The sequence below is a fragment of the Frankia sp. ACN1ag genome, assembly GCF_001414035.1.
Taxonomy (GTDB): domain Bacteria; phylum Actinomycetota; class Actinomycetes; order Frankiales; family Frankiaceae; genus Frankia; species Frankia torreyi.
Genome location: NZ_LJPA01000001.1, coordinates 186,781 through 208,988, shown reverse-complemented (window position 1 = coordinate 208,988; position 22,208 = coordinate 186,781). Strand labels below are relative to the sequence as shown.

15 protein-coding genes, 1 tRNA gene and 2 pseudogenes are annotated in these 22,208 nt (G+C 71.3%); 9 read left to right on the top strand and 9 right to left on the bottom strand.

The window, feature by feature from the left end:
* Positions 1 to 1,105 precede the first annotated feature (1,105 nt).
* Positions 1,106 to 2,662 carry a recombinase family protein gene (locus UK82_RS00880; protein WP_161849081.1) on the top strand — a complete coding sequence of 519 codons (1,557 nt, stop codon included), beginning with the start codon at positions 1,106 to 1,108 and terminating at the stop codon, positions 2,660 to 2,662.
* Positions 2,663 to 2,901: 239 nt separating this feature from the next.
* Here UK82_RS00880 and UK82_RS00875 read toward each other — a convergent pair.
* Positions 2,902 to 2,975: transfer RNA gene (locus UK82_RS00875), tRNA-Ile, on the bottom strand.
* 64 nt (positions 2,976 to 3,039) lie between these two features.
* Positions 3,040 to 3,714 carry a DUF3566 domain-containing protein gene (locus UK82_RS00870; protein WP_055406074.1) on the bottom strand — a complete coding sequence of 225 codons (675 nt, stop codon included), beginning with the start codon at positions 3,712 to 3,714 and terminating at the stop codon, positions 3,040 to 3,042.
* Between the two features lie 157 nt (positions 3,715 to 3,871).
* Here UK82_RS00870 and UK82_RS00865 point away from each other — a divergent pair, with 157 nt between their 5' ends.
* Positions 3,872 to 4,705, top strand: coding sequence for a hypothetical protein (locus UK82_RS00865; RefSeq protein ID WP_152989775.1), 834 nt, complete (start codon positions 3,872 to 3,874; stop codon positions 4,703 to 4,705).
* Between the two features lie 155 nt (positions 4,706 to 4,860).
* On the opposite strand, the gene gyrA is transcribed toward UK82_RS00865, so the two are convergent.
* The 7 genes and pseudogenes from gyrA to dnaA form a co-directional block, all read right to left on the bottom strand.
* A complete protein-coding gene (gene gyrA, locus UK82_RS00860; protein WP_044885665.1) occupies positions 4,861 to 7,365 on the bottom strand; it encodes a DNA gyrase subunit A in 2,505 nt (834 codons plus the stop codon).
* A gap of 169 nt (positions 7,366 to 7,534) precedes the next feature.
* Positions 7,535 to 7,735 (bottom strand): annotated as a pseudogene (locus UK82_RS34780) (DNA topoisomerase IV subunit B); the annotation flags it as partial.
* 1 nt (position 7,736) lies between these two features.
* On the bottom strand, positions 7,737 to 9,469 hold a 1,733-nt coding region (locus UK82_RS00855; protein WP_304438026.1), incomplete at its 3' end, for a DNA gyrase subunit B.
* Positions 9,470 to 9,884: 415 nt separating this feature from the next.
* The gene (locus UK82_RS00850; RefSeq protein ID WP_055406073.1) at positions 9,885 to 10,484 is read right to left on the bottom strand and encodes a DUF721 domain-containing protein; all 600 of its coding nucleotides are present in this window, start codon (positions 10,482 to 10,484) and stop codon (positions 9,885 to 9,887) included.
* Between the two features lie 70 nt (positions 10,485 to 10,554).
* Complete coding sequence (gene recF / locus UK82_RS00845; RefSeq protein WP_044885662.1) at positions 10,555 to 11,691, bottom strand: DNA replication/repair protein RecF; 1,137 nt, start codon at positions 11,689 to 11,691, stop codon at positions 10,555 to 10,557.
* 1 nt (position 11,692) lies between these two features.
* Complete coding sequence (gene dnaN / locus UK82_RS00840) at positions 11,693 to 12,871, bottom strand: DNA polymerase III subunit beta (RefSeq protein ID WP_044885661.1); 1,179 nt, start codon at positions 12,869 to 12,871, stop codon at positions 11,693 to 11,695.
* A gap of 952 nt (positions 12,872 to 13,823) precedes the next feature.
* Positions 13,824 to 15,431, bottom strand: a complete 1,608-nt coding sequence (dnaA, locus tag UK82_RS00835; RefSeq protein WP_044885660.1) for a chromosomal replication initiator protein DnaA — start codon at positions 15,429 to 15,431, stop codon at positions 13,824 to 13,826.
* A gap of 791 nt (positions 15,432 to 16,222) precedes the next feature.
* Between dnaA and rpmH the strand changes: the two genes are divergently transcribed.
* From rpmH to UK82_RS00810, 7 genes and pseudogenes are all read left to right on the top strand, one after another.
* Positions 16,223 to 16,360 carry a 50S ribosomal protein L34 gene (rpmH, locus tag UK82_RS30850; protein WP_009741462.1) on the top strand — a complete coding sequence of 46 codons (138 nt, stop codon included), beginning with the start codon at positions 16,223 to 16,225 and terminating at the stop codon, positions 16,358 to 16,360.
* A 50-nt stretch (positions 16,361 to 16,410) separates the two neighbouring features.
* Positions 16,411 to 16,809 carry a ribonuclease P protein component gene (gene rnpA, locus UK82_RS00830; protein ID WP_236705319.1) on the top strand — a complete coding sequence of 133 codons (399 nt, stop codon included), beginning with the start codon at positions 16,411 to 16,413 and terminating at the stop codon, positions 16,807 to 16,809.
* Complete coding sequence (gene yidD / locus UK82_RS00825; RefSeq protein ID WP_082121921.1) at positions 16,806 to 17,429, top strand: membrane protein insertion efficiency factor YidD; 624 nt, start codon at positions 16,806 to 16,808, stop codon at positions 17,427 to 17,429. Before rnpA ends, yidD begins: the two co-directional genes overlap by 4 nt.
* Complete coding sequence (gene yidC, locus UK82_RS00820; RefSeq protein WP_044885658.1) at positions 17,423 to 18,859, top strand: membrane protein insertase YidC; 1,437 nt, start codon at positions 17,423 to 17,425, stop codon at positions 18,857 to 18,859. Before yidD ends, yidC begins: the two co-directional genes overlap by 7 nt.
* Before the next feature lie 118 nt (positions 18,860 to 18,977).
* Positions 18,978 to 19,152 (top strand): annotated as a pseudogene (locus UK82_RS34775) (single-stranded DNA-binding protein); the annotation flags it as partial.
* Between the two features lies 1 nt (position 19,153).
* Positions 19,154 to 19,535, top strand: a 382-nt coding sequence (locus tag UK82_RS00815; protein WP_236705318.1) for a R3H domain-containing nucleic acid-binding protein, incomplete at its 5' end; no start/stop codon positions are given.
* A 195-nt stretch (positions 19,536 to 19,730) separates the two neighbouring features.
* The gene (locus UK82_RS00810; protein WP_055406012.1) at positions 19,731 to 21,938 is read left to right on the top strand and encodes a hypothetical protein; all 2,208 of its coding nucleotides are present in this window, start codon (positions 19,731 to 19,733) and stop codon (positions 21,936 to 21,938) included.
* Positions 21,939 to 22,208 lie beyond the last annotated feature (270 nt).

The window sequence follows — 22,208 nt, the reverse complement described above, 5'->3', positions numbered from 1 at the left end:
TGTGTCGGGGCGATGGTTCGGCGCGTCCTGGGCGTCGGTGATCGTCGGGTCGGTCGCCGTGCACGCCGGGGGCGGCCGGACGCCCAACGCGCGCAGACGCGCGCACGCGCGTTGGGGCCGTGCATGCACACCCTCGTGCACACCGGTGCACGGCGCGTTGCACGATCCGTGCACACCCTCGTGCACACCGGTCCGGCCGGCCGATCGAGAGCCGTCACGCGCCCGGTCGGAGCACTGCCGCACATCTTGATCGTGGACTCGGCTTTCCGTGTTCAAACCATGCCTTTCGTCCCGGCTCTCGGCTCTGTTATCCGATTCTCCGTAGTGGGATAATTAGGTTCGTATCGGTGTGCCCTGCCGTGCGCCGCTTCGAATGATCGTCAGTCCGGCTCCTGTGAAGTGGGTGGGTATGACATCGTTGTGGATCTTCGTTGGCCGTTCGGTGCGTCGGGCGGGCGCGGCAGGTCGTGGCACGCGCCTCTCCTCGGCGACCGGCGTGCGTCGTCTTCTCGTGGTCGTGTCCGTCCCTGGAGAATCCACGAGGGTCGGGCGGAAACCCGGGTACACATGGCGCGGTGGATCACCTTAGCCGGCGGGCTATTCACTCTGTGTGACGGTAGCGGGATGTCCGCTACGGGGTAGCGGCGTCGCTGACGGGTGCGACGGCCTGTCCGCCGGTCTGAGCTGGGCGGACGGGTCGGGGTAGCCGTAGCGGCCGTGGGGTCGCTGTCGGGCGCGTGCCCGCGTGGAGCGGGGGCGACGTGCCGTGGCGCGGCTACCGCTGCCCGTGCGGACATCGGCATTCCTCGGATGATCCGGATCACGCGAGAGAAACGGGTATCGGCTCGTTGGAAGCGGCACGCCGTGACAAGGTTCAGATCCTCGCCGAATATCAGCCGGAAATCAACTGCGATGACTTTGCCGCCGCGATAGTCGCCTGGGCGGACATCCTTGTCCGCGAAGGGTCGGAGAACGGTGCCGGGGGAATTCCATCGGCCCGTACAGGAGAATCCGAGAGGCTTGGTAACGACTCGGAGAGCCGGTTTTCGTAGGGTCACGTCGTGCTATCATGCCCGCGACGATCACCACGAGAAAGGGTGTGCCCATGCCCCCGAAACTCATCCCGGAATCCAATGTGCCGCTGTCCGCATCGTCTTCCCGACGACTGCGGGCGATCTTTTATCTTCGGGTGTCGACGAAGTCGCAGGTTCGCACCGACTACGATCCGGAAGGCATCTCGATTCCGGCGCAACGCGTCGCCTGCGGGGCGAAAGCCGAGACGTTGAATGCCGACATGGTGGGCGAATATGTCGAGCCGGGCGCCTCGGCGCACAAGAATCTCGAACGACGCGAAGCGTTCCGCGACATGATCGCCCGGATCGAGCGGGACCGAGACGTCGATATCGTGATCGTCTACCAGCTCAGCCGGTTTGCGCGGGACCGGTACGAGGATGCCGCTTTCACGCTGCGGCTGCGGAATCTCGGGGTTGTTCTCGTGTCCGCGACGGAGAACATCGACGAGACACCGGCCGGTGAACTCCTCCACGGCATGCTCGCCGTGATCAACCAGTATCAGTCTGCCGCCAGCGGAAAAGACATCAGCTACAAGATGCGGCAGAAAGCCGCGAACGGGGGCACCCCCGGACTCGCCCCGATCGGCTACCTCAACGTGCGGATCCGCAGCGAGGGACGGAACATCGCCGATGTCATCCTGGACGACGACCGGTGGCGACTCGTGCAATGGGCCTTCGAGCAGTTCGCCACGGGCGCATGGACGGTGGACAGCCTGACCGAGGAACTCAACCATCGTGGTCTGACCAACCGCGCCGCAGGGAAACGCCCGGAACGGCCGCTACATTCCTCCCACGTTCACAAGATCCTGACGAACCGGTACTACGTCGGCGTTGTCACCTTCGACGGGGTCGAATATCCGAACGGCCGGCATCCCACCTTCGTCGCCGAAAGAACGTTCATCAGAGTGCAGGGGCTCCTGAAATCCCGTGCGACTGCTGGCGACAAGCCACAGAAGCACTTTCATCCATTGAAGGGAAGCCTGTTCTGTGGCTACTGCGGGTCGAAGTTCGGGATCACGAACGCGACCGGCCGGCACGGCGGAACCTACCCGTACTTCTACTGCCTCGGCCGGAAACCCGGAAAGTGCCGACAGCCCTACGTGATGATCGATGTGGTGGAACAGCTCGTGGCGGACTGGTGGCGCCGCGTCGAGATCACGTCACGGCAGAAGGCGCGGATTCGTGACATCGTGCTCGACGGTGCGCAATCCCTCGTGACGAACGGCAGCGAACAGGCCGATCGGCAGAAACGCCGCATCGGCGAACTCGAAGACGAACGGCGCTCATGCATGCGCGCCTACTACAACGGCGCCATCGGCGAGGAACTCCTGAAGGAGGAGCAGCAGCGGATCGACCGCGACCTTGGTAAGGCGCGCCATGCTCCGCGCCTGCGAAAGCGAATGGCAGTCGATCGGCGCGGTTCTCGACCGACTGTTGAGTCTGTGCGAGGACAGCCACGCCCTTTACACCACTGCCCCGGCACTCGTGAAACGCCAACTCAACCAAGCGGTTTTCAAACGCTTCTGGATCATCGACAAGGGAATCCACGGGGCGGACCTGTTCCCGCCGCTGGCCCAACTCCTCGGTGATGATCTTGCCGCACTGCTGAGTCAGGAGATCCAAGATCTGATCAAGGCTCAGAACGCCACAGACCAGCCGGAAAGCCCAGACCTACATATCCCCACCAAGGGCGCACCTACGGTTGTCCACGATGACACCAGACCCCGTAGCGGGCATGCGAAAGCGCCGCTCGGCATCTATCCGAACGGCGCAACGCCCTATCAGCTCAAGAGAGGGGAAGATCATGTTTCGAACTTCACCACTCTTGTGGACCTAGGTGGACTTGAACCACCGGCCTCTTCCTTATCAGGGAAGCGCTCTAACCGACTGAGCTATAGGTCCCGGCAACGACTGCAACCNTACAGGACGGCGGGGCCGGGGTGGCGGCCGCCGCCGTCCGTTGGCGCTACTGGTCGCTGAGGGTGAGTTCGATGCCGCCGATCATCTCGGCGCAGAGGTTGTAGAGCAGGGCGCCGAGAGTGGTCAGCGCGGTCATCAGGATGACGTTGATCGCGCCGATGAGCAGGCTGATCTCCATCGCGCGGCCGAACGACAGCCAGCCCTTGACGTTGCTGGCGCTGCTGTCGGTCAGGGTGTCCGCAGCGTCCGTGACGCTGTTGAACACCCCGATCGAGTTGAGCACGAACCACAGCACGGCGACCGCGACGAGCAACACGACGAAGACGCACAGGGAGAACGCGAAGCTGAGCCGGGTCACGGTCAGCGGGTTGACCTTGGACAGCCGCAGCTTGGCGCGCCGGCCGGCGCCGGGCGGGCGGATGGGACCCACGCCCGGACCGGAGCGACCGGGGCCGCGAGGGGCACTGGCCCGGTCGGCCGGTACGGCCTCGAGCTGGTCGTCGAGGGCGCCAGGAGAGGTCGTGGTCGCCGCGTGCGGGGACGCGGCGGCGGCGGTGGCGGTGCCCGCGGACGCCGACGCGGCGATCGGCCGCTCGTAGGCCGCGGTCGCGTTGGCACCGCGGCCCGCGGCGGGCGCGGCCGGCCGCACCGCGTCGGGAGCGGGCACCCGCTCCGGCGCGGCACGGTTGCTGTCGGGCTTCGTGGTACCGCTCCTCGTCATGCTGGGCGGACGGACCAGGGAGATCGTGTCGGTCTCACCGGGCCGCTCGACCGGGTGTTCGGGGCGGGCACTGGGCAGGCCCGTCGTGCTTCGGCGGGCGCCGGGCGGCGTCGTACCGAGGGACTTCGCGGGCGACGATACGGCGGGGGAGCCGAGTTTGCGGGTAGCCGAGCCCGCATCGCCGCCGTGGGTCCCGGCGTTCCCGGGACGAGCCGACCCGGATGGGGGCACCGCCGACCCCGTGATACCGGCCGGGGCCCCGCCCGCTCCGTTGCGGGTCGGCGCCACCCGCGACCGGCCGGACCGTTCGTCCGCCGATGCCGCGGGCCGGGACGCCGCCGCAGAGCCGGCGGGAAGCGAGGACGACGGCGGCACCGAGGACGACGCTGACGGGGCCGATCCCGACTTGGACGGTGGCACGGACTTCGGTGACGCGGACTTCGGTGGCGCGGACCTGGCCGGCGCCGCGGACGACCGCGCCGGCTCCGCGGCCGCCGCCCGGTCGCCGCCCGCGCTGCCGGACGCCTTACCCCCCAGGACGGTCGAGGACGACGAGGCCGACGATCCCGGCTTCGACGAGATGGGCGGGGAGGCGGACGACGAGGCGGACGGGGAGGACCCGGCCGCGCCGGCCCCCGGGGTGCCCTCACGGCCGTCGTCGGCGTGTGGGGACTGCCCCCGGCCGGAACGCTGGAAGAAGGGGTTGCCTGCCGACGGGTCCAGCGAGCCGGCGCCGCCGGAACGGGCCCCGCCCGAGGCCGCCGGGCGGTCGCCGGCGGCCGGGGTGCCAGCGCCGCCGGCGGCCGCCCCGGCGGGGGAAGCTCCGCCGCCGGAAACGCCGGCGGCGGGCATCTTCAGCGTTTCGCCGCCCGGCTCCCCGTCGCCGCCGTCGCCGGGGGGGCGGGAACGGTCGCCGTCACGCGCTCCCCCCGGCCCGGCGGCCGGGGAGGAGCCGCGGTGGACCGCCGACCGGGCGGGCCGGTCTTCCTGACTGTCGCTCACGGTCTACTCCCGGTTCGCTCCTGGCGGCGTACGCGGGCCATGCGCACGCCGGATCCCCGCTTCGGCGTCACCGCGGCACCGGGGGACGGCGCCGACGTCGAGGACCGCCATCGCCCCGGACCTGGACCGTTGCCGGCCCTGGGCTCAGCTCTCCTCGGCCCCGGGGTCGGTGCGGGCGTCGGCGTCCTCCACATCAGCATTGCGCGCCACCCCGACCACCTGCACACCGGTCTCCAGATCGATGAGGCGGACCCCCATCGTCTGCCGCTGGGCCCGGCGGACGTCCTTGGCGATCGTGCGCAGCACGCCCCCGTTGGAGGCGATCGCGTAGAGCTGGTCGTCCGGGTCGACGACGAGCGCGCCGACCAGGCCACCCCGGGTGGAAACGATCTTAGCCGTCAGCACGCCCTTGCCGCCGCGGCCCTGCACCGGGTACTCGGCCAGCGGGGTCCGCTTGGCGTAGCCGCCGGAGGTGGCCACCAGCAGGTCGGCGGTGGTGCCCGGCACGACGACGTCCATGGACAGCAGCTCGTCCTCGGCGTCGAAGCGCATGCCGATCACGCCGGAGGTGGCCCGGCCCATCGGCCGCAGCTGCTCGTCGTCGGCGTGGAAACGGATCGACTGGGCGTTGCGGCTGACCAGCAGCAGGTCGTCGCCGGGCGCGACGAGGCGGGCGGCGATCAGCTCGTCGTCGTCGCGCAGGTTGATCGCGACGAGGCCGCCGGCGCGGTTGGAGTCGAAGTCGCTCAGGGCGGTCTTCTTGCACAACCCACGCTTGGTGGCGAGGACGAGGTACGGCGCGACCTCGTAGTCCTTGAGCGCGATGACCTCGGCGATCCGCTCGTCCTGGGAAAACGCGAGGATGTTCGCGACGTGCTGGCCCTTCGCCGACCGAGCCTGCTCGGGCAGCTCGTGCGCCTTCGCCCGGTACACCCGGCCCTTGTTGGTGAAGAACAGCAGCCAGTGGTGCGTCGTCGTGACGAAGAAGTGCTCGACGATGTCGTCCTCGCGCAGGGCCGCGCCCTGCACACCCTTGCCGCCCCGCCGCTGCGAGCGGTAGAGGTCGGTCTTGGTCCGCTTGGCGTAGCCGCCACGCGTGACGGTGACGACCACGTCCTCCTGGGCGATGAGGTCCTCGATGGACATGTCGCCTTCGAAGGGAACGAGGCGGGTCCGCCGCTCGTCGCCGAACTTCTCGACGACCTCGGCGAGCTCCTCGCCGATGATCTGCCGCTGGCGGACCGGCGAGGCGAGGATGGCCTCCAGCTCGGAGATCCGCGCCCGCAGCTCGGCGGCCTCGTCGATGATCCGCTGACGTTCCAGGGCGGCGAGGCGACGCAGCTGCATGTCGAGGATGGCGGTCGCCTGGATCTCCGACAGCGTGAAGCGTTCCATGAGCTGGCCGCGGGCGGCGTCGGCGGACTCCGCGTTGCGGATGAGGGTGATGACCTCGTCGAGGTGGTCGAGCGCGATGAGCAGACCGTCGAGGACGTGCAGCCGCTCGCGGGCCTTGCGCAACTGGTAGCGGGTGCGCCGGACGATGACGTCGACCTGGTGCTCGACGTAGTAGCGGACCATCTGGTCCAGGCGCAGCGTGCGCGGCACCCCGTCGACGATCGCCAGCATGTTGACGCCGAAGGTGTCCTGGAGCTGGGTGTGCTTGTACAGGTTGTTGAGCACGACCTTGGCGACGGCGTCGCGCTTGAGGTCGATGACGAGCCGCTGGCCGATGCGGGCCGAGGTCTCGTCGCGGACGTCCGCGATCCCGGTGACCTTGTTGTCGCGGACGAGCTCGGCGATCTTCTCGGCGAGGTTGTCCGGGTTGACCTGGTAGGGCAGCTCGGTGACGACGAGCTGGGTGCGCCCCTTGTTCTCCTCGACGTTGACCACGGCGCGCATCCGGATGCTGCCCCGGCCGGTCCGGTAGGCGTCCTCGATGCCGCTGCGCCCGACGATCAGACCCGAGGTCGGGAAGTCCGGCCCCTTGATGATGCCGATCAGCGCCTCGAGCATCTCCTCGTCGGTCGCCTCGGCGTGGTCGAGCGCCCACTGGACGCCGGTGGCGACCTCGCGCAGGTTGTGCGGCGGGATGTTCGTCGCCATGCCGACCGCGATGCCACCGGCGCCGTTGACGAGCAGGTTCGGGAACCGGCTCGGCAGGACCAGCGGCTCCTGCGAACGGCCGTCGTAGTTCGGCGCGAAGTCGACGGTCTCCTGGTCGATGTCGCGCAGCATCTCCATCGCCAGCGACGCCATCCGCGCCTCGGTGTACCGCATGGCGGCGGGCGGGTCGTTGCCGGGCGAACCGAAGTTGCCGTTGCCGTCGACCAGCGGGTAACGCAGGGACCAGGGCTGCGCGAGCCGGACGAGGGTGTCGTAGATGGCCGAGTCGCCGTGGGGGTGGTAGTTACCCATGACATCGCCGACCACGCGCGAGCACTTGAAGTACCCGCGGTCGGGACGGTAACCACCGTCGTACATGGCGTAGAGGACCCGTCGGTGGACGGGCTTGAGCCCGTCCCGGACCTCCGGCAGCGCGCGGCCGACGATGACCGACATGGCGTAGTCGAGATATGACCGCTGCATCTCGACTTCGATGCCGATGGGTTCTATGCGGTCGCCGGGGGGCGGCGGTAGGACGTCGACCACGGGGTCCTTCCAGGGCAGTGGGATCAGTCGTCAGGTGGGACGGGCGTCCCGGCGGGTGGCCGGGCGGTCCGGCGGGGCGCCAGCCACGATTCGCCCCGGGGTCGTCCCGGCCGGGCGGCGCGAGGCGGCGCCGCGCGGGCCGGACCGCCGCGGCACCGCTCACACCGCGTCAGATGTCCAGGAAGCGCACGTCCTTGGCGTTGCGCTGGATGAAGCTGCGGCGCGCGTCGACGTCCTCGCCCATAAGCACGGAGAACAGCTCGTCGGCGACGGCCGCGTCATCGAGGGTGACCTGGAGCAGGATGCGCTTGTCCGGGTCCATGGTGGTGTCCCACAGCTCGGTGGCGTTCATCTCGCCGAGGCCCTTGAANCGCTGGATGGCGTCCTTGGGCAGCTTGCGGCCGGCCTCCACCCCGCGCTGGACGAGCCCGTCGCGCTCGCGGTCGGAATAGGCGTACTCCCAGTCCTCCCGACCCCACTTGATCTTGTACAGCGGCGGCTGGGCGAGGAACACGTGGCCGGCCTCGACCAGGGGCCGCATGAACCGGAACAGCAGGGTCAGCAGCAGGGTCCGGATGTGCTGGCCGTCGACGTCGGCGTCCGCCATCAGCACGATCTTGTGATAGCGCAGCTTGGCGATGTCGAAGTCGTCGTGGATGCCGGTGCCCAGCGCCTGGATGAGCGCCTGGACCTCGGTGTTCTTCAGGACGCGGTCGATCCGGGCCTTCTCGACGTTGAGGATCTTCCCGCGCAGCGGCAGGATCGCCTGGAACTTCGAGTCCCGCCCGCCCTTGGCCGACCCGCCGGCGGAGTCGCCCTCGACGATGTACAGCTCGCAGCGCTCGGGGTCGGTGTACTGGCAGTCGGCGAGCTTGCCGGGCAGGCCGGTGCCGCCGAGCAGGCCCTTGCGCCGGGTCAGGTCCCGGGCCTGGCGGGCCGCGATCCGGGCGCGCTGGGCGTCGAGCGACTTGCTGACGATGGCGCGCGCCTCGGTCCGGTTGACCTCGAACCAGTCCTTCAGCGCCGAGTAGCACATCTCCTGGACGAACTTCTTCGCCTCGGTGTTGCCGAGCTTCGTCTTCGTCTGGCCCTCGAACTGGGGCTGCGCGAGCTTCACCGAGATGATCGCGGTCAGGCCCTCGCGGATGTCGTCGCCCGACAGCCGCTCGTCGCCGCTCTTGGCGCCCGCCTTCACCGGCTTGAGCAGGTTCTGGTCCTTGGCGTAGGCGTTGACGGCGCTGGTCAGCGCGGCGCGGAAGCCCTCCTCGTGGGTGCCGCCCTCGTGCGTGTTGATCGTGTTCGCGAAGGTGTAGACCGACTCGCTGTAGCCGGCGTTCCACTGCATCGCGAGCTCGGCCTCGATGCCGACGCCCTTGGACTCCAGCGAGATCACGCTGCGGTGGATCGCGTCCTTGGTGGCGTTGAGGTGGGCGACGAAGTCGACCAGGCCGTTGCTGTACTTGTAGGTGACCTCGAGGCGTTCCTCGGGGCGCTCGTCGATCAGCGTGATCGACAGGCCCTTGTTGAGGAAGGCCATCTCCTGCAGGCGCCGGGAGAGGGTCTCGAACTTGTACTCGGTCGTCTCGAAGATCGTCGGGTCCGCCCAGAAGGTGACCGACGTGCCGGTCTTCTTCGTTGTGCCGGTCTTCACCAGCGGCGCCGCCGGACGGGTCGCCACGTACGGCTGGAACCAGACGTGCCCATCGACCTGGATCTCCACGTCCAGCTTGGTGGACAGCGCGTTCACGACGCTGACGCCGACGCCGTGCAGACCGCCCGAGACCGCGTAGGATTTGCCGTCGAACTTCCCGCCCGCATGCAGCGTCGTCAGCACGACCTCGACCGCGGGCCGCTTCTCGGTGGGATGCATGCCCACGGGGATGCCGCGACCGTTGTCGACGACGCGGACGGCGCCGTCGGCGAGCAGGCTCACGACGATCGTGTCGCAGTAGCCGGCCAGCGCCTCGTCCACCGCGTTGTCGACCACCTCGTAGACGAGATGGTGCAGGCCGCGCTCCCCGGTGGAGCCGATGTACATGCCCGGACGCTTGCGGACCGCGTCAAGACCTTCGAGAACCTTGATCGAACTTGCATCGTAGGCCACGCGGCGGGTCCCCTCGTTCTGGGCGGAAGTATCCACCAGTCTACCCGCCGACCCGTTATAGCGGACGCAGGGTGACCCCTGACGTCTGCGCAGCGCCCCGTACGGCGGGACGGTGAACCCCCCTACGGGACCGCCGCCTCCCGGGGCCTTGACGCGCCTTCACGACGGTCACCCGACGCGACGATCAACCTTCGCCCACATGATCGCCTCGCGTTGCACGCCCCGGCGACGTCCGGACCACCCCGACCGCCCGAGCGGACCGTCGCGAACAGTGAGCACCGGATCGCTCCTCCGGTCTGTCTGTCTCTTCCGGCGGGACAGCCGGCGCGCCCGCGGCGGCCGAGCAGGGCCGTCCCGAGCGCGCCCCCGTGACCGGCCTGTGTCGTGACCGGCCTGGCGTGACCGGCCGCCGAGCTCAGCCGTAGGTGTCACGCGGGCCGCGGCCGGCGGTGCGGATCGGCCCGTGCCGCCACGACGGGGCCGTCGGGCCGCGCACCGTGATCCGCCGGACGACCTGCGGGCCGAGCTCCCGGTGCAGGATGGCGAGGATCTGGCGGGACAGCATCCGAAGCTGGGTCGCCCAGGCCGTCGACTCGGCGACGAGCTCGAGGTCGCCGTCGCGCAGCGAGACCGGCGTGCAGTGGTCGGCGATGTCCGGGCCGACGATGGCGTCCCACCGGGCGAGCACGCCGGCGTCGTCGGCCTGCGCCTTCCAGCCGCGCGTGGCGAGCAGCCGACTGATCGCGGTGCCGAAGGGGACCGGGTCGCGCCATTCCCGGCCCGGGGCGGCAATGCCCGGCAACCGCGGGCGCTGGGGCACCTGGCCGTCGTCCTCGCCGGACCGGGGCCGCCGACCGGCGCGGTCCGCGGCCGCGGGGTCGCCGCCTCCGCCGGCGGCCCCGTCCGGACCGGGGCCGCCGGCGGAGGAGCCGGGCCAGGAACCGTCGGCACGGGGTGACCCGCCGCGACGTCCCCTGGCCCGCTCGCGGGCGTCCCGCTTTGCCTGGGCGAGGATCTCCCGGGCCAGGTCGGCGCCGCGCCCACCACCCGGCGCCGAGGCCGGGGCGGGCTGATGGTCGTCGGGTTCAGCAGGCACGGAGCACCTCTCCCGCGGCGACGACGTAGCGGGTGCCGGTCAGCTCGGCCGGCACATCGGCCTCGACGGCGGCTGTGACCAGCACCTGCTCCGCGGGGGCGACGAGTTCGGCGAGTCGGGACCGCCGCTGAACGTCCAGCTCGGCGAAGACGTCGTCGAGGAGCAGGACGGGCTCGCGGTCGTCGGCCCGCAACAGCTCGAACGAGGCGAGCCGCAGGGCCAGGGCGAGCGACCAGGACTCGCCGTGGCTGGCGTAGCCGCGCGCCGGCAGCCCGTCGACGGTCAGCAGCAGGTCGTCGCGGTGCGGTCCGACCAGGGTCTGCCCGCGTTCGATCTCCCGCGGGCGGGCGGCCACCAGCTCGGCCCGGATCGCTTCCTCCCACTGCTCGCGGTCGGGGCGGACCGGATCCGGCGCCGGCTGCGGCACGCTGGCCCGGTACTCGAACCCGACCGCGGCCTGCGCGCCGGCCACCGCGGCGTAGGCCCCGGCCACCCCCGGACGCAGCGCCTCGACAAGGGCGAGGCGGGCGGTGAGCAGCTCGGCGCCGTAGCTGGCCAGGTAGCCGTCCCAGACGTCCAGGGTGCGCAGGTCACCCTTGCCGCCGGCCCGTCGGGCCGCCCCGGCCGTGCGCAGCAGGGTCGAGCGCTGCTTGAGCACCCGGTCGTAGTCGGCGAGCACCGCGGCCATCCGCGGGGTGCGGGCGACGAGCAGCTCGTCGAGGAACTGCCGGCGCCCCGCCGGGTCCCCCTTCACCAGGGCGAGGTCCTCCGGAGCGAACAGGACCGTGCACAGCAGCCCGAGGACGTCGCGGGGCCGGGGGACTGGTGCCCGGTTCAGCCGGGCCCGGTTCGCCCGCCCCGGCACGATCTCAAGCTCCACCAGGGCCGCGCGGTCGCCGCGCACGATCCTTGCCCGCACCACGGCGTGCGACGCGCCCTGGCGGACCAGGGGGGCGTCCGCGGAGACCCGGTGGCTGGCCAGCGTCGCGACGTACCCGATCGCCTCGATCAGGTTCGTCTTCCCCTGACCGTTGCGGCCGACCAGCGTGACCACTCCCGGACCAAGAGTGAGATCCAGGGACCGGTAGGACCGAAAGTCGACGAGGGACAGGTGGGTGAGGTGCACGTCACCCGTGCAGCCGGATCGGCATCAGCAGGTACCGATAGTCGGGCACCTCGCCGTCGTCGTCGGCCTTGCCGGTGAGGATCGCCGGCTTGTTCGCGGCGACGGCCGGGTCCTCGGCACTGGCGAAGCCGATCCGCACGATGTCGGACTCCAACGCACCGAGCGCGTCGAGCAGGTAGGACGGGTTGAACGCCACCGAGAGCTCCGGGCCGTCGTAGGTCACCGGCAGCGTCTCCGTCGCCTGCGCCTCGCCGCCGGTACCGGCCTCCAGGACGAGATGGTCCGGAGAGAACGACAACTGCACCGGGGCGGTCTTCGCCGCCACCAGGGCCACGCGCTTGACCGCTTCCTGCAACGGCGCGATCTCGAGCTGGGCGATCAGCGGGGAACTGTCCGGAAGCAGCTTGCGGAAGGGCGGGAACTGGCCCTCGAGCAGCCGGGTGGTCGTCTGCCGGGTGGAACCCGCGAAGCCGGCGAGCGTCTCGCCGGACGGGCCCGTCCCCAACGCGATCGAGACCTCCACTCCCGACCCGGACAGCGACTTGGCCGTGTCCAACAGCGTCCGGGCGGGGACGAGGGCCACGGTGGCGGGGCCCGCCGCGTCCGCCTCGCCGGCGGAGTCGTCCGGACGCCACTTCAACGAGCGCACGGCGAGCCGGTAGCGGTCGGTCGCGGCGAGGGTGAGGGTGTCGCCTTCGATCTCGATACGGACGCCGGTGAGTACCGGGAGGGTGTCGTCGCGCCCGGCTGCGATCGCCACCTGCGCGACCGCAGCCGCGAAGGCCGATCCCTCGATGTGACCGGTGACGGGGGGCATGGCCGGTAGCGCCGGGTAGTCGTCCACCGGCAGCATCGGCAGCGCGAACCGGGCGTTTCCACAGGTGATCACGAGCCGGGTGCCGTCGATGCCGAGGTCGACCGGTGCGGCCGGCAGCGCCCGGGTGATCTCCGCGAGCAACTTGCCGTTGACGAGGGCGCGGCCCTCCTCCGACACCGTCGCGTGCACCGTGCCCTGCGCGGCCACCTCGTAGTCGTAGGCGGCGACCTTGAGCATCGGCCCGGTGGCGTCGAGAAGGAGGCCCGACAGCACCTGCAACTGCGTGGTCGGCCGGCTCGGCAGCGTACGGGCGGTCCAGGCGACCGCTTCGGTGAATTCGTCCCGTTCCACCCGGAACTTCATGGTTAGCCCTCCTTCGTCCCCTCCGGTGTTCGGAGTCAGCCCGTCGGGAACACCGATCAGCATCCCAGAGTGCCAGGCGGCCGCAGCGGGCGGTCGGCCCCACCACGAACGCTCACCCGGAGCCCACGAAGTGACACGGATCGCGCTCTTTCAAGATCGCGAAAAGTTGTCCACACCCCCTAGTACTTCAAGCTTTTGATCTTTCTAGAAAAAATTGAAGTTCGTGGTGGTAGTAGGGGCTGTGGATGCTGGGGATAACCTGCGTTTTCGCAGGTCAGAGGCCTGAAGAGCCGGTGCAAAACCTGTGGGTGGAGCTGTGGGTTTACGCAGTGGATATCCACATGCCGAGCGGTCGTCCCCAGGGACCACTCTGTCCCTCCACAGGCCGTCCCCGAGTTATCCACAGGCTGTCCACGCCTTCTTCCACCGATCCGCCCCCACGATGTCCACAAGGTTTTCCACAAGCTGTGGGCGGAACCACCCAGTGGGCTCGAGGCCGCCGGCCGGGTGTGCTACGGGACGCTTCGCGGTGTCCACCCCCGCGACGGTCACCCACACGCTGCGACAGCCGTCCCCGGGGATCCCCTGACCGGGCAACGCGCATCCCGCCCACCTCGACGCGTGAGTGCCGAGAGCCAATCGGCTCGGCCGCCGCCCAGACCGATGCCCGTTGCGGGTGCGTTCCGGACGGTTCGAGCCCGCAGACCGGGCAGAGCGCCCCGCGGTCCGTCCGGTCTGCGGGGCGCGTCCGGTCTGCGGGCCGTCCGGCGCACCGCAGACCGGACGCGTGGGCCGGCACAGCCCTGCCGGTGGCAGACGGCGGGCGGTCAGAGCGGGCGAGGCCCCTGTCGCCCCGCCCCCAGGGCCCCGGGGGCGGGGCACTCCTGCGCGGTCCCCGGGATCAGGGACCGGTGTCCGCCTGCCTGCTGCAATCGGAGCCGCCCTGCCCGAGTCAGGGTTGGCGGGCCTGGACCCGGATGCGGTTGGTCAGTTCGGTGACCTGGTTGTAGATCGCGCGCCGTTCGGCCATCAGACCGCGGATCTTGCGGTCGGCGTGCATGACCGTCGTGTGGTCGCGGCCGCCGAAGTGCTGGCCGATCTTGGGCAGCGACAGGTCGGTCAGTTCGCGGCACAGGTACATGGCGATCTGCCGGGCCGTCACCAGCACCCGGCTGCGGGAGGTGCCGCACAGGTCGTCCATGGAGACGCCGAAGTACGCCGCAGTCGCGTTCATGATGGCGGCGGCGGTGATGTCCGGGTTGCCGGCGTCCGGGATCAGGTCCCGCAGCACGATCTCGGCGAGCGTGCGGTCGACGTGTGACTTGTTCAGGCTCGCGAACGCCGCGACCCGGATCAGCGCCCCCTCCAGCTCGCGGATGTTGCGCTCGATGTGCGTGGCGATGTACTCGAGCACGTCGGGCGGCACCGGCAGGCGCTCGGTGGCGGCCTTCTTCGACAGGATCGCGATGCGGGTCTCGAGGTCCGGCGGGGTGATGTCGGTCATCAGGCCCCACTCGAACCGGCTGCGTAGCCGGTCCTCCAGCGCCGAGAGCTGCTTGGGCGACCGGTCGGAGCTGATGACGATCTGCTTCTCGCCGTCGTGCAGGACGTTGAACGTGTGGAAGAACTCCTCCTGCGTCCGCTCCTTGTTCTCCAGGAACTGGATGTCGTCCACGAGCAGGACGTCGATGTCCCGGTAGCGGCGCTGGAAGGCCTGCTGGCGGTCGTCCCGGATCGAGTTGATGAAGTCGTTGGTGAACTCCTCCGAGCTCACGTACTTGACCCGGGTGTTCGGGTACAGCTTCAGTGCGTAGTGGCCGATCGCGTGCAGCAGGTGGGTCTTGCCGAGCCCGGAGTCCCCGTAGATGAACAACGGGTTGTACGCCTTCGCCGGCGCCTCGGCGACCGCTACCGCGGCCGCGTGGGGAAACCGGTTGCTGTCCCCGATGACGAAGGTCTCGAAGACGTAGCGCGGGTTCAGGCGGGCCTGCGCCGGCTCGGTCTCCAGCGGCGCGGCGTCGCGGCCGAGCCCCGCGCCCACCCGCACCGGCGGAGTGCCCTCGGCGGAGTCGGGGAAGGGCAGCTCGCCGTTCACCGGCGCGCCGGCATCCCCCGCCCGCCGGGCGGTATCCGAGGCTGCCGTGCCGCCCGGCCCGCGCCCCCGGGAGCCGCCCGCGTCCCGCTGCGCGCCGCCGTCGCCCTCCCCCGGCCGGACGATCCTGATCGGACCGCTCATCGGCTCCGGGTCGGGCAGGTGCTCGACGGTGACCGCGACCCGGATCTCCCGTCCATAAGCTGTGGACAACGCTGTGGACAGGAACGGCCGTAGCCGGGAGTCGAGAAGCTCCTTGGTGAACTCGTTGGGGGCGGCGAGCAGGGCCGTGTCCTGCACAAGGCCGAGCGGGCGGGTCAGCCGCAGCCATGCACGCTGCTGCGCGGACAGCGTGCCGTCGGCGACCCCGGCGACGGCCTGGCTCCAGACCGCGGCCAGGTCCGGGTCGCCCGCGGGTTCCTCCCCGAAAGGTAGACCGGCGACGGAGTCGGCGCGGGGGTTGGACACGGGGGCTCCTCGGGCAGTTCGGTACGGTTTGCGGGCGGTGCTGGCCCCATGAGTGGGGTACGTCGCGGATGCTGATGTGGTCCCGGTCCGGCCGCGACCGGGACTTCTCGTCCCGATGGTTCTCCACATCGTCGTCCACAACCTGTGCATGGACACGGCAGGGCCTCCGGCGTGGCGGAACCGGCTCACTCCCGGTACGACGCCCTACTCCGGGCCGTCATCCGGATCTGCCCCGCCCCCGCCGATCGCCCTCTCCACAGGCGTTTTCCACAGGCCAGAGTGCACCCGGCCGGCGGTGCCCCCCGAACGCGGGTCTGCCCGGCACCGTCCGGCACCCGCATGCGCGGGATGTCGTCCAAGGATCGTAAGGCGCCGCCCGCACGGCCGTGCCGGGGCCGGACGGGAATGTCCGGCTCCGGCACGGCGGGCAGGTCACCGGAGTCGGCGGACCCGGTCGTGTGGCATTTGCTTACAAGCAGTCACGTCGACGGTCGGCCCCGGCCCGCGGTGGGCCGTGGTCGGGCCTGCGATGACTTCGGAGCGACCGGGGTGGGCCACGGTCGCGCCCCGGGTCACGGCTGCGGGGTCCGGGTCGGGCGGGCCGGACTTGAGATGACGGCGGACGGGTGCGGTCGCCGGGTCGTCCGCGGCACCGGCATGTGTACGCTAGGTCGAACCGCGGTGTTAGACCGCTTCGTTTGTCGTGGGATGCGCTTGCGCGGGCCGTGTGGGGCCCACCCCTCGGCGGCGGAGATCACCGCCCGCGTCCATCTTGCAGACGGAGTCTTCACGTGAGTAAGCGCACCTTCCAGCCGAACAACCGCCGGCGGGCCCGCACGCACGGGTTCCGGCTGCGTATGCGGACCCGCGCTGGTCGTTCCATCGTCTCTGCCCGCCGTCGCAAGGGCCGCAGCGAGCTCTCCGCCTGACGGCGGGTTCCTGCTGTACCCCGGCTGACATGCTTCCCGAGGTTTCCCGCGTGCGGACTCGGGGCGAGCATGCCCGCGTGGGGACCGCGGGCCGGCGGACCCGGTCCGGCCCACTGGTTGTCCACAGCTTGTGGACAACCAGTGGGGAGTCGCCGCGCGCGGGTTTCGTCGTCGGCCGCCGGGTCGGCAAGGCCGTGGTGCGTAACCGGGTGCGCCGCCGCCTGCGAGAGCAGGTGCGGGCCCGGTTGGACCGGCTGCCCCCGGGGACGATGCTCGTGGTCCGAGCCCTGCCGGAGGCGGCCTCGGCCAGCTCCGAGGGGCTCGGACAGGCCCTTGACGACGCGCTCGCGCGGGCGCTGCGTGCCCGCGCAGCCTCGGACGGGCGGGGCGATGACGCGCGTGCGCAGCCGGCCCGATCCCCGCGGCTCGTGGCGGGAAGCGGCCGATGACCGTCGGGATGTTCCTGCTCGTGGCGCTGGCGGTGGCCGTCGTCATCGATCTCACCCTGGCCTCCGAACTGGCCCGCAGGCGCCTGCCGACCGTGGCCCGCACGGCCGACGGCGCGGTCCGTGGCCCGCTGTCCTGGGCACTCGCCGGGCTCGTGCGGCTCTACCGGGCCGGCTGGTCAGGCCGTAACGCAGGCATGTGTCGGTTCGAGCCGTCGTGCAGCGCCTACGCGCTGACGGCGGTTCGCCGCCATGGCGGCATGCGCGGTGGGGCGCTGGCCGTCGGCCGGCTGCTGCGCTGCCAGCCGCTGTCGGCCGGCGGGTACGACCCGGTCCCCGGGGAGCCCACCGACCGGCCCCCGCCGTCCGGCGGGCCGCCGGAAACCGGGGCGCGGCCGCGAACGAGCGCGGATCCGGGAACCAGCACGGGGCCGAGAGTCGTTCGCAAGCCCAGAGGGATGTCGACCGCCTCCGGGCGTGGTAGCCGCACGGTCGCGCCCGGACCACCGGTGCCGTCGCGCCGGCCCACAGGCATGGCTTTCCGTCTCCGGTCGAGGGGACGCGGGCCGAGATCGTCGGTTCCGGTCGCGGACCGTGGGCGTGAGGAGTCTGAACGTTGTTGAATCCCCTTTACCATCTCGCGGCGAACGCGATCGTCTTCTTCCATAAGGGGTTCGCGCCGATCTTCGGCGCCGACAGCTTCTTCGCCTGGGCCTTCTCGGTCGTCCTGCTCGTCATCGCCGTGCGTGTTCTGATCTTCCCGCTGTTCGTCAAGCAGGTGAAGTCGCAGCGGACGATGCAGATGATGCAGCCCCGGATCAAGGAGATCCGGGAGAAGTACGGGCACGACAAGCCCCGCATGCAGCAAGAGATCATGGCGCTGCAGAAGGAGCACGGCAACCCGCTTTTCGGCTGCCTGCCGATTCTGCTCCAGATCCCGTTGTTCATCTCGCTGTTCCACGTGTTCACCCACCTGGCCCCGATGAACGAGGGCCCGAACGGCGCTCTCGTCTGGCGGCCCCGGGTGGGGCTGTCCGCGGATCAGGTCGAGCAGATCGCCTCGGCGAAGGTCTTCGGAATCTCGCTCGCCAGCGAGTTCGGTTCCGACAGCGACTTCGTGCACTTCCTCGGGGTGAACAGCACCCACGTCAAGATCCTCGCGGTCGTGCTGATCGTGCTGATGGGTCTGACCACCTTCATGACCCAGCGGCAGATCATGGCCCGCACCGGGCCGGTGGATCCGCAGCAGGCGATCGTCCAGAAGGTTCTGCTCTATGGCTCCCCGCTGATGCTCGCGATCTTCGGTTTCCGGTTCCCGATCGCCGTGCTGCTCTACTGGCTGACGACCAACCTGTGGAGCATGGGCCAGCAGTTCTTCGTGATCAAGCGGATGCCGCCGGTCCGCCCGCTCGCCGCCGGTGGCCGGCTCCCCGGTGCCCGCGCCGGTGCCGGCGTCGACGCAGCGCCCACCCCGGCCCGCCCGGCGCCCGGCGTGCGGGCCGGTGCCAAGTCCAAGAACCGCGCGCGGCCGGCGGCTGCGGGCGGGCCGAGCCTGACCAGGAGCGGCGACTCCGGCGCGGGGACGGTGGCTACGGCGGGCGGCGGTGTGACCGCGGCGAAGGGTGCCGGGGCCAAGGGTGGGGCGGCGAAGGCCGGGCGAGGCTCGTCATCGGCCCCGCCCGGGACCCGGTCCCGCAGCGGCGCGTCGGCGGCCCGCACCGCCGGGACGGCGAAGACCTCGCAGCCGCCGCCGGCTCTGCCGGTCGCGGGTGCGGCCGGGGGAGCCGAAGAAGCCCCCGCAGCGGCGCGTTCCACGGCCGCGGGAGGGAAGACTGCGGGAGGGAAGGCCCCGTCCGGCGGCCGGAAGAGTTCGCCGGGCAAGGGTGCCGCCGAGGCCGCCGGTGGCGGCGCCGAGCCGGCGGCTGTGCCCGCGACGGGCGACGCTGCGGCGACCCGCCCCGCCCCGGTTCCCGCCGGTGTCCGTCGCCAGGTCGGTGGTTCCCGTCCCGCCAAGCGACGAGGCAAGGGCAAGCGGCCCGGCGGGCGGCGTTGACCCGGGGAACCCCTCCCCGACCGGCGGGCGAACTCGCCGGTCCCCCTGATTTCGTCACCATGCGGGGGCATCCCGTAATCTCTGCTCCGCCGCCCCCTGTTCCCCTGGAGAAGCGCTGATGACCGGTTCGGCACCTGACCTGGCTGTGGATGGAGCTGGAGTCTCCGACGAGCAAGGCTCCCCGGAGGAGACCGGGCTCAGCCCGCAGGAGCGGCGACTCGTCGACCTCGAACAGGAGGGGGAGATCGCCGCCGACTACATCGAGGGCCTGCTGGACATCGTCGACATGGACGNCGACCTCGATCTCGATGTCGAGGGCGGCCGGGCCGTCGTCGCGGTGGTCGGCGAGAAGCTCGACAAGCTGATCGGGACCGGTGGCGAGACCCTCGAGGCGTTGCAGGAGCTGACCAGGCTCGCCGTCCTGCAGAAGACCGGGACTCGTAGCCGCCTCATGCTCGACGTCGGCGGTCACCGGGCGCGGCGTCGGGTCGAGCTCCGCAAGATCGCGACGGCGGCGGCGGAGCGCGCGATCGAACGCGGCAAGCCCGAGACGCTCGCCCCGATGACCCCCTTCGAGCGCAAGGTCGTCCACGACGCCATCGCCGAGATCGACGGCGTCCACAGCGAGTCCGAGGGCGAGGAGCCGAGCCGGCGAGTCGTCATCCTGCTCGGCTGACCCGGCCCCCGGCTGACCCGGCCCCCGGCTGACCCGGGCCCCGCGCGACTGACACTCGGGCGTTCTGATTCGGCGCGTTGCGCGCGGACCTCGCCGGGCGGGCACAACGACCTCCCCCGCGCTGGGGGCCGGTGCCGAGCGCTAGATTCAGGCTGGAGGTGCGGCGGTAAGCGTCGCTGGTGATCGGGGGATGCCGTGCCGCCTGCGGGCCGTCGCCGGCCTGGGCGGTCCACGGTGGTGGCAGCCGGCGCGGTCGCGCTCGGCCTGTCCGGCGTTCTGTGCCTGCTGCATGCCTACCTGACCAGACCCTTCTGGTACGACGAAATCTGGCGGGCGCACTTCGTCAGCGAGCCGCTGACGTCGTTCTGGTCGGAGCTGACGGTCGCCAACACCCCGTCCGCGCTCGGCTGGCTCGGGATCACCCGGCTCGCGGGCGAGGCGTTCGGCTGGCACTCATGGTCGCTGCGTCTGCCCGGCTTCGTCGCGGTGCCCCTGCTCGGGGCCGCGATTGTCGTGCTCACCCGCCGGTTCGCCGGGACGGCGTCGGCGGTGTTCGCCGCCTGCTGGCTGTGCCTCAACACGACATTTCTGGATCTGGCCACCCAGCTCAAGCCGTACACGGTCGAGGCGCTCGTCACGGTGTGCATCGTCGTCATCTGGACCGCGGACCCGCTCGGGCCGCCCGACGAGGTCCCGGCCGCGGGGGCCCCGCGAGGGCCTGACCGTGGCCGCCTGGTCCGGCGGACGGTGGCGGGTGTGCTGGCGCTCGTCGCCGTGCCCGGGATCTTCGTGGTGCTCCCGCTGGCGGCGGTCGACGTGTGGCGGGGTCCGGCGCGGCGGTGGCGGCTGGTCGAGTGCCTGCCCGCGCTCGCCTTCAGCGCCGTGCACACCGTCGGTTTCGTCGCCCACCAGTCCAGCCAGCGCAACGGCGACTACTGGGATCGCCAGTTCCTCGCGGGCCGCGGGCCGTGGGCGGCACTGCGGTTCGTCGCCGATCAGGTCCGCGCCACCGTCACCGGCTCGCCGCCGGGGATCGACCGCTTCGACCCGAGCCTCATCCACGGCACGGTGCCCACGGGGCCGTTGGGCTCCGCACCGGCCGCCCTGATCGCGATCGCGGTCGCCGCGGCCGGGGCGACCGGCGTCGCGGCGCTTGCCCGCCACCGGCAGGGCCGGGCTCTGCTTGCCGCGCTCGGCGGCGCGGAGCTGATGATGCTCGGCGCGAGCGCCGCCCGGTACTGGCCGTTCGGACCGACCCGGACCAACCTGTACGTGGTGCCGCTGCTCGTTGTTGTGGTGGTGGTGGGTGTCGAGCGGGCGATTCGCTCCCTCCTGTCGGCGGTGCGCGGCCGCCTGCCCCGCGGTGGGCCCCAGCAGGCTGCTGGGCGCTCCAAGGATGCACTCCCTACCCTCGCCCTGCCGGGATCCGTGATTGCTCGATCACTATCGGATTCTTCGTCGGAATTGGTGACGGAAAGCGACGGTTCCTGCGCCCTTCCCGGGGCGCTGGACTCGGCCGTCGCGGACTCCCCGCCGCCGCCGCCGGCCGGCCCGGCACGGGTGCCCGGGCTCGCAGGCTCGCGGGTCGGCCTGGCCCGCGCCGCGGTGGTGCTTCCCCTCGCGGCGGTCGTCGCGATCACCGGCTGCGGCGTGCTGCTCCTGCAGACGTCCCTGTCGGGCAGTCGGCCGCTGTGGGAGCACCGGGATCGCCTGCGCGGCCTGGACCTGATGGTCGACGCGGCCATCGTCACCCGACGGGTGGCCCGGCCGGGTGACGTCGTCGCGGTCGGCGGCCGCCTCGCCCGGCCGGGCTGGCTCTATGCGATGGAGGCCAGCGACGACGGGCCGCGCGAGCCCACCGATCTCCAGCCCGGCCCCGCCGGGGACGGTCGCCCGCGGCGGGGCGCCGTCGGTGGCACGGTCGCCTCCGCCGCCGCCGAGAGATCCGTCGGCGAGACGTCCGCGAGTGAGGCGTCCACCGTCGGCTCGGTGGGGGCGGTGCCCGCGCCGAGCCGCGTCGCCGCCGGCGGTTCTGCGGTTGACGGGGGGAGCGCCGTCGGCGATCACCGGCCCGCGGGACCGGCGGCGGACGCCCAGGCGCCCGCGACCGGCGGGGTCGGTGCGCCCGCCCGGATCGCCCGACGGGACACCGTCTTCTTCGGTGGCGCCAAGCCCGCTCTGCTGCGCCAGCTTGCGCGCCGCCCCGTCCCGCCCGGGCATCTGCTCGTCTTCGTCTTCGACGTCGAGCGAACGAGCCTGGCCGGTCAGCTCGCGCCGCTGCACCGGGCCGGCTGGTGCGCGACCCAGGACTGGAACTTCCGGCTGACCGGCGTGCTGACCCGCTATGACCGCTGCGCCCCGAGCTCCCCGCCGCCCCGGCGGGTCATCGTCGCCTACCACTGACCCGCCCCTCAGCGGCCTCGACCTCCGGTGGCCTCGACCTCCGGTGGCCCTCGACCTCCGGTGGCCCTCGACCTCCGGTGGCCCTCGACCTCCGGTGGCCTCGGCTCCCAGCGGGCCCCGCCCCGGAGCGGTGGCTGATCCGGGCAGAGGGGACCTGACGGCACGCGGCGCATGCCCCGCCGGGCGCAGCGGGGATGCTTGTCGGGTGCGCGATCCTCTATCCCTCTCGTCCTGTCTCCCCCGGCTCGCGGTGCCCGGCGGCGGCCCACC